Raw genomic sequence first — 16,324 nt, 5'->3', positions numbered from 1 at the left:
GCCCTTTTTCAAAAAATAAAAAACTCAAACAACCGGAACATCGTTTGAGTTTTCAACATCATTTTTTTATATATGCATCATGCAAAAGGGACAGTTCCTGTTCAAGCGAATCAAGAAGCCGCTTTCCGTCACCGGCATCCACTAAGCCGAGCCGGACCGCAAAATCTATTTCACGGGATAAACCAAACATTTGTGTATCCAACACTTCCTCATATAAAGGGCATTGGGGCATCGTTAAGTTATCCATTTGAACCTGAATTAATTTTAATATCTTTTCTGCGTCCGCCTTGAGCAGGCTGTATGCTTTTTCTCGGTGGTTCACCTTTGTTTCAGACGCCAAATTGATCCCCCCGTTCACATATCAATCTAATTAAAAATTGTACCTTTAAAACCGTGATTTTGCAAGTTATACGAAATGCGGAGGGCGCTTGCCCGTCGGCGTATGAATTTCATAGTCCCCGAACTGAGATTGAGTGAAACTGCAATCATCAAGGCCAAGGCCTTGATGATTGCAAGTTGAACCAATCGGACATTTACGGGCAGTTGACCCCCGCTTAGCCAATTGTGCCATATTTTCATTATACTTGTGGCGGGGGGCTTACTGCCCGTTAATGTGGGATAAAGGAAGCACGGTGAGCCGCAGGCGAACCGATGCTGACTTATCGTAGGGGAGGGGACTGGAAATTCATTAGCCGACAGCGCCCGCGGCTGGACAAAGAAATGCGGAGGGCGCTTGCCCGTCGGCCGGGCTGTTTTTATACGCTTTCAAGTGACACGGGCAGCCGTAAAAGGTATAATGCTGTATAGACGGACAGAAAGGGGCCACAATGATGATTATGCAAATAAAGGGAAAAGTGAAGTTTCCGATTACACTTGATGTCGGCACTTGGATATTTGATGACCGGAAAATCGATCTTGATACATATTTCGACGAAGAAAAGCAGGAAACCAGCCAGGAAGAAGCCTACTTAAAGAAAACCGGCAAATATTTTGATAAAGCCATGGCAGAAGGGGCTGATCCGCAGGCTGCTGTAAGGACAAAGCCAAAGTTTAAACGGCACCATCTAAAAACCGGGACATTTGGCATTCCGGTCGGCCTGTTCATCCAAAATGCGGAGCCGCTGGAAGATGCGGAAAAAATCGTGTTTGAAACAAAGAACGGGCCTGTCGCTTATCCACTTGAAATGGCCGGCCATTTCATTGCTGCCTTTTCTTTTAAAGGAGAAGCGCTGAAAGAAGACGGCCCGCTTCACATTTTATTGGATGACGGTTCAAACCGGGAAAAACCGGTCAAATATGTAACCGGTATCCGCATTGAATAATCCCGGATGCCGGGGGCAGCGCTAAAACATCCTGAGGCGTCTGCTCCCGGTTTTTTCATGCCCTTACAACAGGTCTGCCGCGATTTGCGCGAGTTTTGAGCGCTCGCCCTTTAGCAGCTTCACATGTCCGGCAAGCGGCACATCTTTAAACTTCTCAACGACGTACGTCAGCCCGTTATTGTAAGCATCCAAATACGGATGGTCAATTTGTTCCGGATCTCCCATTAACACGATTTTACTCTGCTCCCCTACCCTTGTTAAAATCGTCTTTACTTCGGGCTTGCTGAATAAGCAAAAGTCCTAGACTTGGTAAGGATACTGACAGCTTTGGCCGAACTTTAAATGCAAGGGTTTTATAAAAAATGCAGGAAAAACTTTGCACTCTAAAGCTGATTCAACATACAGAGAGGACAGAATAAAGCATTTTCGCAGATGCATTCTCCTATGATATTGAGGTAGAGCTTGCTGACAAATCAGATACAAGCCATAATCGGATTCGTTCAGCAAGCCCTACTTCATGCTTGGATAAATTTTGCGCCTCATCAATAATGATATATTGCCCCGGGATGCTGCGCCCGCGGATATAAGTTAGCGCCTCTACCTCAATCGAACTCATGCCGGAGAGAATCCCGTCAATTTCCCCTGCTTTCTTCGTATTAAACAAAAACTCAAGATTATCGTAGATGGGCTGCATCCACGGCCGCAGCTTTTCCTGCTTTTCTCCCGGCAAATAGCCGATATCTTTGCCAAACGGGACAATCGGGCGCGCGACCAAAAGCTTTTTATAATCATGCAAATCTTCCGTCTGCATCAGGCCTGCAGCAAGGGCAAGCAATATTTTGCCCGTTCCCGCTTTCCCGGTCAGGGTGACAAGCGGAATATCAGGGCGCAGCAAAAGTTCCATCGCCATCCACTGCTGGGCGTTTCTCGGCTTGATTCCCCAGACAGCATCCTGCACGTTAAAAAGTTTCCTCACCATCTTTCCCGCCTGGTCCACAATGCCGATGGCGGAAGCCGAGCTGCCGAGCGCATCTTTCAAAATCAAAAATTGGTTCGGGTAGAACGGATGATTGGCAATTTCACTCAGTGCCAGTTCCTGCTTTTCATAAAACCGTTTCAATAAATCGGGGCTGATATACATTTCCATTTGCCCGGTATAAAGATGGTCGAGGCTTACGACACGGTCGTTTAAAAAATCCTCCGCCAACAGGCCGAGCGCGTCCGCCTTCACCCGGACGAGTGCATCTTTGCTGACAAGAATTACCGGGCGGCCATTTTCTTTTCTCTCTTCTTCCAGCGATAAATTTTTCGCAACCGCGAGGATCCGGTTGTCATTTGTTTTTTCCACGAAAATATCCTGCAGCTGGTGAAATGAGCGGTGATTCAGCTCAATTCTGAGCACGCCGCCGTTTTCAAGCGGGATTTTCTCATGCAGTTTTCCGGCTTGCCGGAAACCGTCCATTAATTTGGATACCTGGCGCGCATTTCTGCCGATTTCGTCCATATTTCGTTTTTTGGAATCCACTTCTTCCAGTACAACAGCCGGTATGACAATCTCATTATCTTCAAAAGAAAAGATGGCATATGGATCCTGGAGCAATACATTGGTATCCAAGACGTATATTTTCTTCAAATCGATGCCCCCTGCTTCACTTGGATTATGTTAGTTTATGTGAGCGCGGTGTGACCTGTTCATCGCTGGGATTGGACAAAGGACCAGGCACTGCTAAAGTATATGTACGGGCAAGTCCGGTTAGAATCATTGCACGCGTCCGGGGCTTTTTGCGGCGCAAAAAAAAGCTTCCGGCCCCCGGAAGCGTGCTACATTGGAAAACGTCCCTTTTTTTCAGTTTTTTTATGCTGGTACAGGCGGATTTTGTAAACGCCAAGCACAACAGCCGCTAAACAGAGTGATTCCCCTACAGGCAAAAAGATTGCAAAAAACGTGAGCAGCGTGCATCCCATAAGGAGCAGCACATAAATGACAGCAGATTTCAGAGCCGGCAATTTTCTCGCAAATCCGAGCCGGTAGACAATGACCGAGAGAACGACGATGGTGAGATACAAGAGCCACATCCCCGGTTCCGGGTTTTCATCCACTTTGTACAATGCCGCAAAAAATGACAATTGGTGGTGAACCGCCTCGCTTGTCATCCTATCTCCCCTTTTCCCCTTTGAATAGATGAAAGAATAGGGTCGTGCCGGCCCTATTCTTTGTTTATGCATTCTCTGCTGCTTTTGCCCGTTTCTGCGCTTTTTCGCGCTCGCTCTTATTCAGGATTTTTTTGCGCAGCCGGATCGATTCCGGCGTCACTTCGCAATATTCGTCATCGTTCAGGTATTCGAGCGCCTGTTCCAGCGACATAATGCGCGGCTTTTTGATGACCGCCGTCTGGTCTTTTGTTGCCGAACGGACGTTTGTCGCGTGTTTTGCCTTCGTAATATTGACGGCAATATCATTTTCACGGGAGTTTTCCCCGACGATCATGCCTTCATAAATGTCCGTGCCCGGCTCAACAAACAGCGTGCCGCGGTCTTCCACCTGCATCATGCCGTATGTCGTGGCTTTGCCCGTTTCCATGGAGACGAGAACGCCGTTTCTGCGGCCGCCGACGCGTCCTGGCTGCATCGGCTGGTAGGAATCAAACGTATGGTTTAAAATGCCGTAGCCTCTTGTGAGCGTCATAAATTCGGTCGTATAGCCGATCAATCCGCGGGCCGGGACATTGAAAATCAGGCGGACTTGTCCATTGCCGTTATTGATCATATCGAGCATTTCGCCTTTCCGAGAACCGAGCGACTCAATAATCGAACCGGTATATTCTTCCGGCGTATCGATTTGGACGCGTTCCACCGGTTCGCATTTGACGCCGTCGATTTCTTTAATGATCACTTTCGGCTTTGAAACCTGCAGTTCAAACCCTTCGCGGCGCATATTTTCAATTAAAATGGATAAATGCAGTTCCCCCCGCCCGGACACAACCCATGCATCCGGAGAGTCGGTGTTTTCAACGCGCAAGCTGACATCCGTCTGCAGCTGTGAACGGAGCCGTTCTTCAATTTTCCGCGCTGTCACAAATTTTCCTTCACGGCCGGCAAACGGGCTGTTATTGACAAGGAAAGTCATTTGCAAAGTCGGCTCATCAATGCGGAGCGGCGTCAGCGCTTCCTGGTGTTCAACCGGGCAGACCGTTTCCCCGACATTGATGTCTTCCATTCCGGACACCGCAATCAAATCCCCGGCATATGCTTCCTCGATTTCTTCCCGTTTCAGCCCGAAGAAACCGAACATTTTGGTGACACGGAACTGCTTGACGCTGCCGTCCAGCTTCATCAATGCCACCTGCTGGCCGACATGCATTTTCCCGCGGAAAACGCGGCCGATGCCGATCCGCCCGACATAATCGTTGTAATCAAGCAGCGCAACCTGGAACTGGAGCGGTTCTTCGCGGTTGTCGATAGGTGCCGGAATATGTTCGATAATCGTATCAAACAGCACTTTCATATTTTCTTCCTGTTTGGCCGGATCCGGATCGAGGCTTGCCGTCCCGTTAATGGCGGAAGCATACACAACCGGAAATTCCAGCTGTTCATCATTGGCATCCAGTTCAATAAATAATTCAAGCACTTCATCGACCACTTCTTCAGGGCGTGCAAAATCGCGGTCAATTTTGTTTACGACCACAATCGGCGTCAGGTTTTGTTCCAGCGCTTTTTTCAGCACGAAACGCGTCTGCGGCATGCAGCCTTCATAGGCATCCACCACAAGCAAGACCCCGTCCACCATTTTCATAATCCGTTCGACTTCGCCGCCAAAGTCGGCATGTCCCGGAGTATCCAAAATATTGATTTTCTTATCTTTATAATGAACTGCCGTGTTTTTGGCAAGAATCGTAATGCCTCTTTCCCGTTCCAGATCATTGGAGTCCATTGCACGTTCTTCAACATGCTCATTGGCACGGAAAGTACCGGACTGCTTCAGCAGCTGGTCCACAAGCGTCGTCTTCCCATGGTCTACGTGCGCGATAATGGCAATGTTGCGTAAATCTTCTCTTCTTTTCAAAAACATTTCCTCCTGCCTAAACGCAAATCTATGTTAGTCTATACCTTTAACTAAAATATTATAACACAATGCTGGCTTTATTAAAACGTTTTCGGTAAAATAAGGGGAAAGGGAGGTTCACCGTATGCGGGAAATCAAATGGGTATTTGTGTTCTTTTCACTGGCCGCATTCCTTTCGATGTGCGGCATCGGCGTTGCGATCGGCGCCCAAAGCGTTGCCGGGATTCTCGGCTGCACCGCGCTTCTCATTACCATTATGGGGTTCGGCTTTAAAACAAAGAAAAAAATGCGTGAAGAGGGGAAACTGTGACCCCCTCTTTTCTTATTCCCGCCCTTTTAAATACCGCTTCAAAATTTCCTCATGCAGCCCGGGCCTGCCGGCAAACACGGAACTGTTTCCGAGCATATCGAGCGGGCGCCCGTAAACGTCCGTCACAACGCCGCCCACTTCTTCCACGATCACTTTCCCGGCGGCAAAATCCCAAGGTGACAAGCGCATCGTAATATAAGCATCAAGCCTTCCCATTGCTACATAAGCAAGCTCAAGCGCTGCCGACCCGTAACTCCTTGTGCCGCGCACATCCCTGACCAGCGCCGCCAGACGGGCCGGGTCGATACCCCTGTTTTCCACCATACAATACGGGTTCAGTGCAAGGATCGTATCCTCGAGCCTGTTTTGCGCAAGCAGCGGAATCCGTTCCCCGTTGAAATAAGCCCCCTTGCCCTTTTCTGCAAAATACATTTCTTTCCGGACGACATCATAAATATAGCCTAGTTTGCCTTCTCCGTTCTCGTAGACCCCAATTGAAATCATGAAATTGACTTTTTGGTGGACAAAATTGACCGTCCCGTCAATCGGATCCACAATCCAGACGATGCCTTCCATATTCCGGATGTCTTCGCCGAAGCCTTCTTCACCCAAAATGTGGTGATCCGGGAAGATTGTCCGGATTTTTCCGATTAAAAATTGTTCTGTTTCCTTATCAATATTGGTCACCAGATCATTGCGGTCCGATTTTGTTTCAATTTGCAGCGGTTTTTGCGAAGCAAGAATCCGCTCGCCCGCTTCCCTGATCCACCGGACGGCATATGTATTGATTTCTTCCCATCTGTCCATAGCCGGACCCTCCATCTTTCCAAATCATTTCCCTTAAGCGTAAAGGAAATGAAGATAATTATCAAGTTTTGGGAACGCATTCGGCATCGTTTTCCGGCAGCGGGTTTTGCCTGCAAACATGGACCTCTGCTGCACAAAAACGAACCCCCATCTGTCCGATACAGGGAGTCCGCTTTTTACGACATCCTGCCTTTTTGTTTTCCATTACATGGCTTTCATTTTCAGCAGTTCTTCACGGATTTTTTCCAGACGCTTAATCGACTGTCCTTTTTGCTCTTCATCTTTCATTTCCATCGCTTCATACAACGTAGCCAGTTCGTAATCCAGTTCCATGCGCAAGACTGCAATCCGTTTTCTTTCATAAGGTTTTCTTTTCACCGAAGGGATTACCTGTTTCATTTTTCTTCACATCCTCCTGGGGTAATGATATGAATTTTCTGATATTATCTTTATATATATTATGTTCAATCATCACTGATGTAACAAAATTGTGTGTATACCTATTTTTACCCTCCGGCTTTTATTTGTTAAACCTCCCTTATGGATGATAAAATATGAATATCCATCCCCATGGTTCATACAGAACGGAGGTGAACAAATGGGCATCACCGCTTTTACCGGACAGGATTTTGACGTTTTCCGGATTGAGGGCCTCGATCAGCGGATGGAACAGCTGAAATCAACCGTCCGCCCGAAACTTGAAACATTGGGGGAATACTTTTCGCCGGTTTTGTCGGTTTTGACCGGTGAAGAAATATTTTATCATGTTGCCAAACACGCCCGCCGTACCGTCAATCCGCCGAAAGATACGTGGGTGGCTTTTTCCCCCGGCAAGCGCGGCTACAAAATGCTTCCCCATTTTCAAATTGGGCTGTGGGAAGACCGGCTCTTCATCGTCACGGCCATCATGAATGAGTGCCCGCAAAAAGCGTCCATCGGAAAAAAACTCGAAAAGAAAATTGATCCGATTTTAGAAAATATGCCTGGCCATTACATTTGGTCGGATGATCATACAAAACCGGGCGGCATCCGCACTGACCGTATGAATCACCATACGCTAAAGGAGTTTTTCAGACGGATGCAGGTTGTAAAAAAAGCCGAATTGCTTTGCGGGCTGGATATCCCGCGGGAAGAAGCAGCCGGCATGTCCCCGGATGAACTGGCCAAAACGATCGAGGACGTCTTTGTACATGTATTACCCATCTACAAAATGGCCTAAACAGAACGCGGAAGGGAAAAAGCGCGCCGGAACACGGCGCGCTTTTTCTCCTGTGCCAAGTCGTATTTGCAGGCAACTTAAAAGCAGCATCGGCGGGTGATGCTGCTTTCTTTCCGTGCCGCTAATCGCGTGATCTGTTTTCATCCATTTTAATGACCGGGCCCTGTTCTTCCTTCATTTTCTTGATGGCCCGGTACGGGGAATAACCGCTCGCTTCTTCAAATTCATTGCATATATTCCGTTCATCCGCCTTCCCGGGGACGATTTCTTTAAAACGGCGGTACCTGGCAAGCAGCACGTCCCGGTTGACCCCTTTTTCATATGCTTCTTCCACCGCTTCGAAAAATTGGACGGCGTCGATGACTTCCTGTGTCGACCAGTCAGCTGAAATCGGATATGGATATTCCATCCAAATCACCACCTCGCTCGTATAATAAGTTTAAATCCAAAGTGGATGTCAATTTCCAGTTCATTCTGCTGCTCATTGACAAGTGAATATAAGATTTTGTATTCCGGGCGAGCCCGGAATACAAGTTCGGACTTGGACGCTTCGCGATGTTCCCGGATAATGGTCTTAGGATCGTTTGGGTCAATGCTTCCCCTCCTTGTAGCCTGACTACTCGAAAAGTCTGCATCCCCAGGTTCTTGCTTGAACGTCTAACCCGTAGGCCGTTCCTCCGGATCTCCGTGCTGGAAATGAGCAGTTCCAGGCAGCCCACGGCCCGGATGAGTTCTCATACGCGAGGCTGACAGATCGGCAAGCCATCTGGGGATATCCCGAAGCGTCCGATTCCATCGATCCCAATACAGAGAGGAGGAAATCATATGCCCTTATTTGTCGGTATTGACGTGAGCTCCAAAAACCTCGATGCCTGCCTGATGGATGGAATGGGGGAAACGTTAGCCACCCAAACGGTGACAAACAATCTTCCCGGTGCCTCTGAGTTAAGAGACACCATCCTCCAACATGCGGAGGCGGATGACACCATCCAGATCGCCATGGAGGCCACATCTGTGTATAGTTGGCACCCGGCAATGTTTTTCCATGAAGATCCCGAGCTGAAACAGCGTCGTACAAAGGTGTTTACCCTGAATCCGAAGCTGGTGAGAAATTTCAAAAAGGCTTATGCCGAGATGGACAAGACCGATCCCAAAGATGCCTGGGTAATTGCGGACCGCTTGCGTTTCGGGAGATTGCCGAAATCCGTGATTCAGTCAGAACAATACCTTGCCCTTCAACGGTTAACACGGATGCGCTATCACCTGATTCAAAGTTTAACCCGGGAACAACAGGTATTTTTGAATCATCTGTTTTTCAAATTCAGTGCCTTTAACCTTGAAGTGGATACATCGGTCTTCGGCCATGCCATAACGGAATTTTTGCTTGAGGCCTATAGCCTCGATGAAATTGCCCAAATGCCTCTGGAGGACTTAGCGATGTATCTCCAGACCAAAGGCCATGGCCGCTTTAGCGATCCCGAGGATTTGGCCGCATCCATCCAAAAAGCTGCCCGGTCCTCTTACCGGCTTTCTAAATGTGTGGAGGATTCGATTGACTTGGTCCTGGGCAGTTCTATTGAGATCATCCGGCATCTTAAACGCCAAATCAAGGATTTGGATAAGGCGATTGCCCGCGTTCTTGATGGAATCCCGAATACCCTCCAGACCATTCCGGGAATAGGCCCGGTGAGCTGTGCTGGGATTCTCGCTGAAATCGGCGACATTGAGCGCTTTGACGACCAAGCCGCGATCGCAAAATTTGCCGGATTGTTCTGGCCCCGCCACCAATCGGGTGATTTTGAGGCTGATGACAAAATGCTTGCGCGTACAGGCAATCGTTATCTCCGGTATTACCTGGTTGAGGCTGCCAATCTGGTCCGGCGACACGAACCTGAGTACCGCGCCTTTTACCAAAAGAAATATCGTGAGGTGCATAAGCACTCACACAAACGCGCCCTCGTCTTAACGGCAAGAAAACTGGTGCGCCTGATCGATGCGCTGCTCCGCAACGATCAAATTTATGCGCCGAAAAAGAAGGTGACGCGATGAGGTAACCAGGTAACCATCATCGATAGCCTGAACTTGAAAACTTCCAGATTATTCCAATTATCTGGAGGCTTAGTTCAGTATTGCCATTTTTACGACATAGAGCCAACAAAATTTCCAATTCACTTGTTTTTAACCCTTGACATCACACCGTAGGACTTTTCTTCTGTATACCCGTTCTATTTTACCTGAATCGCTTCCGCCTGGCCAATCATGCCGCAATCCACCGGAATACAAAGGGCTGCCATCCATTTTAAAGGTACGGTTTGCTCCGGCTCCCTTCCACCTGTACATTCACCGTCTAGCTTCCCCACATTTCTCCATGCTTTATGCGCTTTATCTTTTTCCATTGCCCGCATCCGGCTTGTTTTTTCCCTGTCAAAGAAAAACTATTTTAAAAACTGCGTCCGGAATGCTATAATTCATCTTGTTTTTCTTCAAAAGCAAGCAATGAGATAAAGAGGTGGAATGATTGTCACAGTATCACACGCCGTTATACACCGGGCTTCTCCGGCATATTGAACGAAATCCCGTCCAATTCCATATTCCCGGCCATAAAACCGGGCGCGGGATGGATCCTGATTTTCGCAAATTCATCGGCGACAATGTATTAAAGCTGGATTTAATTAATATCGAGCCGCTCGATGATCTTCACCAGCCCCACGGCATGATCGAAGAGGCGCAGAAGCTTGCTGCGGAAGCATTCGGTGCGGATGCCACGTTTTTTTCCGTACAAGGGACGAGCGGCGCGATTATGGCCATGGTGATGAGCGTCTGCGGACCGGGCGATAAAATGATTGTGCCGCGCAATGTCCATAAATCGGTGATGTCTGCGATTGTGTTTTCCGGCGCCGTGCCCGTTTTTATCCACCCGGAAGTGGATCAGGTGCTTGGCATTTCACACGGCATTACACCGGCATCCGTTTCCAAAGCGCTCAAGCAGCATCCTGATGCAAAAGCCGTCCTGGTCATTAATCCGACCTATTACGGCATTTCCGCTGATTTGAAAAGCATTGTGGAAATATCCCATGCCTATCATGTCCCGGTGCTGGTGGACGAGGCACACGGCGTCCATATTCATTTTGACGATGAACTGCCGGTTTCCGCCATGCAGGCCGGCGCGGATATGGCCGCAACGAGCGTCCACAAGCTTGGCGGTTCGCTGACACAAAGTTCGATCCTAAATCTGAAGGAAGGGCTCGTATCGAAAAAGCGTGTCCAAAGCATTTTCAGCATGCTGACGACCACGTCCACTTCCTACATTTTACTGGCTTCGCTCGATGTCGCCCGAAAAAGGCTGGCAACAGAGGGAAGCACGATCATCAAGGAAACGACCCGCCTTGCGCAAAAAACACGGGAGCGCATAAACGAAATCGATCATTTGTATTGCGCCGGAAACGAGATCCTCCAAACGAAAGCGACCTATGATTATGACCCGGCGAAGCTGATCATCTCTGTAAAAGATTTGGGGATCACCGGCCACGATGCGGAAAAGTGGCTGCGTGAAACCTATCATATAGAAGTGGAACTCTCAGATTTGTACAATATTCTTTGCATTGTGACGCCAGGGGATACGGAAACGGAACTGGATTTGCTCGTTGAGGCTTTACACGGCTTATCCGAAACCTTCTCGCATTTATCCGGCAAAGCGGGGGTGAAAGTGATGCTTCCCGAAATTCCATCGCTTGCCCTCTCGCCGCGCGATGCCTTTTATGCCGAGACGGAATCCGTTCCGCTGTCCGGTTCTGCCGGTAGGATCGTTGCCGAATTTGTTATGGTCTATCCGCCGGGCATTCCGATTTTTATCCCAGGGGAAATCATTACGGCAGAAAACATTGCCTATATCCGGAAAAACATCGAAGCCGGCCTTCCCGTACAAGGGCCTGAAGACGAGACATTGCAAACGATCCGTGTCATTAAAGAGCATCATGCCATTCAATAAGTTTGAAAAAGCAGGCGGGGCCTTCCCGCCGGCTTTTTTTGTCCCATAACGCAAAAAAAGCCGGACAATTAGCCGGCCGAGAGAAAATGGACGCATGCATTGGAAAAATCAAGTGCTACATTTCAGGATTATTCTTCTTCGTGTTTACAATGGTCACACGTTGAGTAAAGCACAGATACTTTTTCTTCCTCAACGTGGTCAATCGTGGCATCGCATGATTGGCAAACGATGATTCCCATCCGATTTTCCTCCCCTTTGCGAGTTTTGTAACCGCTTGTAATATTATAATATGTCATACTGGAGAAAAAATCAAGACTTTTGTATAACATAATTTAAATTGTGTTATACAATTGAAAGTGGGATCATTTTGCGGTTGTTTTAGAAAATCAGTTTTGAAAAAGATATTTCCGCAAGCCCATATGCAGCGAGACTCAACACCGTTACCCCAGATGCAGCCCGGAGCGAATGCACAATTGATTTTGCCAAGGCAAAGGCAATGAATAAAAAGATAATGAACAGGGCGGCGGTAAAAATAGCCGGATCGTGTCCGGACAGCCACGCTGCCAGTTTAAAACCGCTCCATATCATGATCTGGAATAAAAATGCCACCGTACATTTCATTGTCCCACCTGCACCTTTCATTATAATTCAGAATATGCACGCGGTTTCACCGTTATAACCTTGTCTTTCAAAGCGGAAAACTGTCCGCATATGCAGCTGTTACTGTTATAGCCTTAAAGCGGCGCTTTTAAACGGAAAAAGGCTTCACGCCGGGGCAGCCTTCCCGGTGTGAAGCCTTTAAAATCATTATTTTAAAATATGGATCGGGGTGCCGAGTGCCGCTTCGGCCGCTTCCATCGTAATTTCCCCTAATGTCGGGTGGGCATGGATCGTCAGCGCGATATCTTCCGCTGTCATGCCCGCTTCGATTGCAAGGCCGATTTCCGAAATAATATCAGAAGCGCTGATCCCGACGATTTGGCCGCCGATCAACAGCCCGTCTTCTTTGCGTGTAATCAGTTTGACGAAACCTTCGCCGGCTTCAAGGGCAAGTGCCCGCCCGTTCGCGCCGTACGGGAATTTGCCGACTGCATAATCAATGCCTTCTTCTTTTGCCTGCTGTTCCGTATAGCCAACCGTTGCCAGTTCCGGATCAGAAAAAACAATGACCGGAATGCCGAGGTAATCCACTTCGGCCGGCTGCCCGGAAATGGCTTCGGCTGCAATCTTCCCTTCATAGGAGGCTTTGTGGGCAAGCTGCGGGCCCGGGACAATGTCGCCGATGGCATAAATATTCGGCACGCTTGTCCGGCACTGTTTATCCACTTCGATAATGCCCCTGTCCGTCATCTTTAAATTCAACTGTTCAAGGCCGAGTTCATCGGTGTTCGGACGGCGGCCGACCGTAACCAGCACATAATCGCCTTCCACTTTTTGTTCCTGGCCTTTTGCTTCATACGTGACAACAACGCCGTTTTCTTTCTCTTCCACGCCTTTTGCCATCGCTTCCGTGATAATTTCGACGCCCCGTTTTTTCAGCTTGCGGACAACGAGGGAAGTCATTTGTTTTTCAAACGCGCCGCCGATAATGTCTTTTGCCCCTTCCAAAATCGTGACTTTCGACCCGAATTTTGCATAAGCTGTCCCGAGTTCCATTCCGATGACGCCGCCGCCGATAATGACGAGTTTTTCCGGAATTTCCTTCAAACTCAGCGCGCCGGTTGAATCAATGACGCGTTCTGAAAATTTGAAGGACGGGATTTCGATCGGGCGCGAACCGGTTGCGAGAATCGCATTTTTAAACGTATAGGTTTGCGCCGATTTTTCGTCCATTACACGAAGCGTATGGTCATCGACAAAATAGGCTTCCCCGCGGACGATGTCAATTTTGTTGCCTTTTAACAGGCTTTCTACGCCTCCGGTCAGTTTTTTCACGACGCCGGATTTCCATTCCTGCACTTTCCCAAAATCAATTTTTGCATTTTCAACGGTAATGCCGAGCACTCCGGATTCCGTTGCGTATTCATAGCGGTGCGCCGCCGAAATGAGCGCTTTTGAAGGAATACATCCTACATTTAAGCAAACCCCGCCGATAAACTGCTTTTCAACGATCGTCACTTTTTGGCCGAGCTGGGCTGCCCGGATGGCCGCGACATATCCGCCAGGCCCTGCGCCGATTACAATTGTGTCGGTTTCAATTGGAAAATCTCCTACAACCATCAGATTACGCCTCCATTAATAAAAGTTCTGGATCATGCAACAAACGTTTGATATGATTTAACGCATTTTGTGCGGTGGCACCATCGATGATACGGTGGTCAAAACTGAGCGACAACGCCAGTACAGGCGCTGCAACAATTTCACCGTTTTTAACGACCGGCTTTTCTGCAATCCGGCCGATTCCTAAAATAGCCACTTCCGGACGGTTGATAACCGGTGTAAACCATTGCCCACCGGCGGAACCGATATTGGAAATCGTAATGGAAGCGCCTTTCATTTCGTTCGGGGCAAGCTTTCCATCTCTTGCTTTTTCAGCCAGTTCATTAATTTCTTTGGAAACCGCAAATACCGGTTTGCGGTCGGCGTGTTTGACGACCGGCACAAGCAAGCCGCGCTCCGTATCAGCGGCAATCCCGATATTGTAATAATGCTTATGGATGATTTCATTCGTTTCATCATCAATCGAACTATTTAAAACCGGGTATTCCCGCAGCGTGCTGACGAGCGCTTTTACGACATATGGCAGGAAAGTCAGTTTGATGCCTTTTTCTGCCGCGATCTCTTTGAATTTTTTCCGGTGCGCGACCAGTGCCGTCACATCGACATCATCCATCAGCGTAACATGCGGCGCGGTTTGTTTCGAGTTGACCATCGCTTTTGCAATCGCTTTGCGGATGCCGCTCATCGGTTCGCGTGTTTCAGGGAATTCCCCTTCAGGCACAGCATCTTGGGAATCAGGCGCCTGTGCTTCGGTTTTGCCGGCTTCCGTTTCCGTCTGCTGCGGCCCGTTCACATACGCATCGATATCTTCGCGGAGCACGCGGCCGTTTTTTCCGGTTCCGGACACAAGCCGGATATCGACGCCTTTTTCACGGGCATATTTCCGTACGGATGGCATCGCGATCACGCGGCGATCCGCGGATTCGGATCCGTGTTCTGCTTCTTTTTCAGCAGGCTTGGCAGTTTCAGCTGTTTCCTGTTTTGCCGGTTCCGGTTTTGCACTTTCTGCTGCTTCTTCTTTCTGATCGTGCCCATGGTCCCCTTTAAATTGAAGATTTTCATATCCGGGCGCATCGAATTTTACAAGGACATCACCGACAACTGCGACGCTTCCTTCGTCAACAAGAATTTCTTCAACGGTCCCTTCCACAGGGGACGGAATTTCGACAACCGATTTGTCATTTTGCACTTCACAGAGCACGTCGTCTTCCGAAACTTTATCGCCCGGTTTAATAAACCATTTTACAATTTCGCCTTCATGGATCCCTTCGCCGATATCCGGCAGCCTGAATTCAAATGACAAGGTGTTCACGCTCCTTTTTTTCAAAATGCGCCCCATTCAAGGTGCAGCAAAAACTCGATTGGAATGTATCCCGGTTCAGCGCGCCGCCATAACCCTCTTACGGCAAAAACCGGTTTAGAATGTCAATGTCTCTTTTGCTTTTTCCAAAATATCTTTATAGGTCGGAATCCAAACGCCTTCCGCCTGCGAGAACGGATAAACGGTATCCGGGGCCGTTACACGCAATACCGGCGCTTCCAGGCTCAAAATCGCGCGTTCGTTGATTTCCGCAACGACGTTTGCCGCAACGCCGGCCTGGCGCTGTGCTTCCTGGACGACAATGGCGCGGTTTGTTTTTTCCACAGACGCCACAATCGTTTCCACATCAAGCGGGCTGACTGTGCGGAGATCAACCACTTCTGCGGAGTATCCTTCTTTTCCAAGTTCATCCGCTGCTTTCAATGATTCATGGACCATTGCGCCGTAAGCGATAATCGAAATATCTTTTCCTTCCCGTTTTACATCTGCTTTTCCGAGCGGAATCGTATATTCTTCTTCCGGCACTTCTTCCCGGAAAGAACGGTACAGTTTCATATGTTCGAGGAAAACGACCGGGTCATTGTCCCGGATCGCGGAGATCAGCAGCCCTTTCGCATCATAAGGCGTGGACGGAATCACAACTTTGATGCCCGGTGTTTGCGCCATGAGTCCTTCGAGGCTGTCCGCATGCATTTCCGGCGTATGCACGCCCCCGCCGAAAGGAGCGCGTATTGTAATCGGCATTTTCAAATCCCCGCCGGTGCGGAACCGGTATCTCGCCATCTGGCCGTGGATTGAATCCATGGTTTCAAAAACAAAACCGAAAAACTGGATTTCAGGAACCGGCCGGAAACCCTGGAGCGCAAGCCCGATGGCAAGCCCGTTGATGCCGGATTCGGCGAGCGGCGTATCAATGACGCGGTCTTTGCCGAACTCTTTTTGCAGCCCTTCCGTTGCCCGGAAGACGCCGCCGTTTACGCCGACATCTTCACCGAATACCAAAACATTTTCATCATTTTTCAACTCGGTCCTGAGCGCATCCGTAATTGCCTGTATCATCGTTAGTTGGGCCAT

The 16,324-nt window shown here is 48.8% G+C and carries 18 protein-coding genes and 2 pseudogenes; 5 read left to right on the top strand and 15 right to left on the bottom strand.

Features of this window, described 5'->3' with window-relative positions; translation table 11 throughout:
* Positions 1-58: 58 nt before the first annotated feature.
* Positions 59-340: a YlaN family protein gene (locus NST20_RS05165; RefSeq protein ID WP_013858935.1), complete on the bottom strand. Its 282-nt coding sequence runs from the start codon at positions 338-340 to the stop codon at positions 59-61.
* A 490-nt stretch (positions 341-830) separates the two neighbouring features.
* Between NST20_RS05165 and NST20_RS05160 the strand changes: the two genes are divergently transcribed.
* Entirely contained in the window at positions 831-1,322 is a 492-nt protein-coding gene (locus tag NST20_RS05160; RefSeq protein WP_342400209.1) for a peptidyl-prolyl cis-trans isomerase, read from the top strand.
* 63 nt (positions 1,323-1,385) lie between these two features.
* Here NST20_RS05160 and NST20_RS05155 read toward each other — a convergent pair.
* From NST20_RS05155 to typA, 4 genes and pseudogenes are all read right to left on the bottom strand, one after another.
* Positions 1,386-1,607: pseudogene (locus NST20_RS05155) on the bottom strand (PhoH family protein); the annotation flags it as partial.
* Positions 1,608-1,833: 226 nt separating this feature from the next.
* Positions 1,834-2,955 (bottom strand): annotated as a pseudogene (locus NST20_RS05150) (PIN domain-containing protein); the annotation flags it as partial.
* A gap of 188 nt (positions 2,956-3,143) precedes the next feature.
* On the bottom strand, positions 3,144-3,476 hold the full coding sequence (locus NST20_RS05145; protein WP_029141726.1) for a YlaH-like family protein: 333 nt from the start codon (positions 3,474-3,476) through the stop codon (positions 3,144-3,146).
* Between the two features lie 64 nt (positions 3,477-3,540).
* Complete coding sequence (gene typA, locus NST20_RS05140; protein ID WP_342400208.1) at positions 3,541-5,385, bottom strand: translational GTPase TypA; 1,845 nt, start codon at positions 5,383-5,385, stop codon at positions 3,541-3,543.
* Between the two features lie 124 nt (positions 5,386-5,509).
* Here typA and NST20_RS05135 point away from each other — a divergent pair, with 124 nt between their 5' ends.
* Positions 5,510-5,695, top strand: coding sequence for a YlaF family protein (locus NST20_RS05135; protein ID WP_017554426.1), 186 nt, complete (start codon positions 5,510-5,512; stop codon positions 5,693-5,695).
* A 12-nt stretch (positions 5,696-5,707) separates the two neighbouring features.
* On the opposite strand, the gene NST20_RS05130 is transcribed toward NST20_RS05135, so the two are convergent.
* Together NST20_RS05130 and NST20_RS05125 are read right to left on the bottom strand one after the other, a co-directional pair.
* Entirely contained in the window at positions 5,708-6,502 is a 795-nt protein-coding gene (locus tag NST20_RS05130) for an inositol monophosphatase (protein ID WP_327076285.1), read from the bottom strand.
* A 204-nt stretch (positions 6,503-6,706) separates the two neighbouring features.
* Positions 6,707-6,901, bottom strand: coding sequence for a hypothetical protein (locus NST20_RS05125; protein ID WP_019721921.1), 195 nt, complete (start codon positions 6,899-6,901; stop codon positions 6,707-6,709).
* 199 nt (positions 6,902-7,100) lie between these two features.
* On the opposite strand from NST20_RS05125, the gene NST20_RS05120 reads away from it, so the two are divergent.
* The gene (locus NST20_RS05120) at positions 7,101-7,721 is read left to right on the top strand and encodes a DUF1054 domain-containing protein (protein WP_013858927.1); all 621 of its coding nucleotides are present in this window, start codon (positions 7,101-7,103) and stop codon (positions 7,719-7,721) included.
* A 121-nt stretch (positions 7,722-7,842) separates the two neighbouring features.
* Here the strand turns inward: NST20_RS05120 and NST20_RS05115 are convergent, their stop codons facing one another.
* Positions 7,843-8,130, bottom strand: a complete 288-nt coding sequence (locus NST20_RS05115) for a UPF0223 family protein (protein WP_133537226.1) — start codon at positions 8,128-8,130, stop codon at positions 7,843-7,845.
* Complete coding sequence (locus tag NST20_RS05110; protein WP_342400207.1) at positions 8,102-8,314, bottom strand: hypothetical protein; 213 nt, start codon at positions 8,312-8,314, stop codon at positions 8,102-8,104. The genes NST20_RS05115 and NST20_RS05110 overlap by 29 nt, the downstream gene beginning before the upstream one ends.
* Before the next feature lie 232 nt (positions 8,315-8,546).
* Between NST20_RS05110 and NST20_RS05105 the strand changes: the two genes are divergently transcribed.
* Positions 8,547-9,770, top strand: coding sequence for an IS110 family transposase (locus NST20_RS05105; RefSeq protein WP_237349286.1), 1,224 nt, complete (start codon positions 8,547-8,549; stop codon positions 9,768-9,770).
* A gap of 176 nt (positions 9,771-9,946) precedes the next feature.
* Here the strand turns inward: NST20_RS05105 and NST20_RS05100 are convergent, their stop codons facing one another.
* Positions 9,947-10,117: a hypothetical protein gene (locus NST20_RS05100; RefSeq protein WP_201028565.1), complete on the bottom strand. Its 171-nt coding sequence runs from the start codon at positions 10,115-10,117 to the stop codon at positions 9,947-9,949.
* 122 nt (positions 10,118-10,239) lie between these two features.
* Here NST20_RS05100 and NST20_RS05095 point away from each other — a divergent pair, with 122 nt between their 5' ends.
* The gene (locus NST20_RS05095) at positions 10,240-11,709 is read left to right on the top strand and encodes an aminotransferase class I/II-fold pyridoxal phosphate-dependent enzyme (RefSeq protein ID WP_342400206.1); all 1,470 of its coding nucleotides are present in this window, start codon (positions 10,240-10,242) and stop codon (positions 11,707-11,709) included.
* A gap of 128 nt (positions 11,710-11,837) precedes the next feature.
* Here NST20_RS05095 and NST20_RS05090 read toward each other — a convergent pair whose 3' ends face one another.
* The 5 genes from NST20_RS05090 to NST20_RS05070 all read right to left on the bottom strand — a co-directional run bounded on the left by NST20_RS05090 (position 11,838) and on the right by NST20_RS05070 (position 16,324).
* Positions 11,838-11,948, bottom strand: coding sequence for a GapA-binding peptide SR1P (locus NST20_RS05090; RefSeq protein ID WP_017554351.1), 111 nt, complete (start codon positions 11,946-11,948; stop codon positions 11,838-11,840).
* A 139-nt stretch (positions 11,949-12,087) separates the two neighbouring features.
* Entirely contained in the window at positions 12,088-12,330 is a 243-nt protein-coding gene (locus NST20_RS05085) for a hypothetical protein (protein ID WP_013858922.1), read from the bottom strand.
* A gap of 186 nt (positions 12,331-12,516) precedes the next feature.
* Entirely contained in the window at positions 12,517-13,929 is a 1,413-nt protein-coding gene (lpdA, locus tag NST20_RS05080; RefSeq protein ID WP_327076283.1) for a dihydrolipoyl dehydrogenase, read from the bottom strand.
* A 4-nt stretch (positions 13,930-13,933) separates the two neighbouring features.
* Entirely contained in the window at positions 13,934-15,232 is a 1,299-nt protein-coding gene (locus tag NST20_RS05075; RefSeq protein WP_041818904.1) for a dihydrolipoamide acetyltransferase family protein, read from the bottom strand.
* 114 nt (positions 15,233-15,346) lie between these two features.
* Entirely contained in the window at positions 15,347-16,324 is a 978-nt protein-coding gene (locus NST20_RS05070; protein ID WP_342400205.1) for an alpha-ketoacid dehydrogenase subunit beta, read from the bottom strand.

This window comes from Weizmannia sp. FSL W8-0676 (assembly GCF_038593015.1).
Lineage (GTDB): Bacteria > Bacillota > Bacilli > Bacillales > Bacillaceae_C > Weizmannia > Weizmannia coagulans.
Note: the sequence above shows the minus strand (reverse complement) of the source record. Positions and strands in the feature narration are given on the sequence as shown.

What these genes read in the sequence shown, in the direction of transcription:
- NST20_RS05160 (WP_342400209.1), top strand. Translation starts at nt 831, where the DNA reads ATGATTATGCAAATAAAGGGAAAAGTGAAGTTTCCGATTACACTTGAT.
- NST20_RS05145 (WP_029141726.1), bottom strand. Translation starts at nt 3,476, where the DNA reads ATGACAAGCGAGGCGGTTCACCACCAATTGTCATTTTTTGCGGCATTG.
- NST20_RS05135 (WP_017554426.1), top strand. Translation starts at nt 5,510, where the DNA reads ATGCGGGAAATCAAATGGGTATTTGTGTTCTTTTCACTGGCCGCATTC.
- NST20_RS05130 (WP_327076285.1), bottom strand. Translation starts at nt 6,502, where the DNA reads ATGGACAGATGGGAAGAAATCAATACATATGCCGTCCGGTGGATCAGG.
- NST20_RS05125 (WP_019721921.1), bottom strand. Translation starts at nt 6,901, where the DNA reads ATGAAACAGGTAATCCCTTCGGTGAAAAGAAAACCTTATGAAAGAAAA.
- NST20_RS05120 (WP_013858927.1), top strand. Translation starts at nt 7,101, where the DNA reads ATGGGCATCACCGCTTTTACCGGACAGGATTTTGACGTTTTCCGGATT.
- NST20_RS05115 (WP_133537226.1), bottom strand. Translation starts at nt 8,130, where the DNA reads ATGGAATATCCATATCCGATTTCAGCTGACTGGTCGACACAGGAAGTC.
- NST20_RS05105 (WP_237349286.1), top strand. Translation starts at nt 8,547, where the DNA reads ATGCCCTTATTTGTCGGTATTGACGTGAGCTCCAAAAACCTCGATGCC.
- NST20_RS05100 (WP_201028565.1), bottom strand. Translation starts at nt 10,117, where the DNA reads ATGGAAAAAGATAAAGCGCATAAAGCATGGAGAAATGTGGGGAAGCTA.
- NST20_RS05090 (WP_017554351.1), bottom strand. Translation starts at nt 11,948, where the DNA reads ATGGGAATCATCGTTTGCCAATCATGCGATGCCACGATTGACCACGTT.
- NST20_RS05085 (WP_013858922.1), bottom strand. Translation starts at nt 12,330, where the DNA reads ATGAAATGTACGGTGGCATTTTTATTCCAGATCATGATATGGAGCGGT.
- lpdA (WP_327076283.1), bottom strand. Translation starts at nt 13,929, where the DNA reads ATGGTTGTAGGAGATTTTCCAATTGAAACCGACACAATTGTAATCGGC.
- NST20_RS05070 (WP_342400205.1), bottom strand. Translation starts at nt 16,324, where the DNA reads ATGGCCCAACTAACGATGATACAGGCAATTACGGATGCGCTCAGGACC.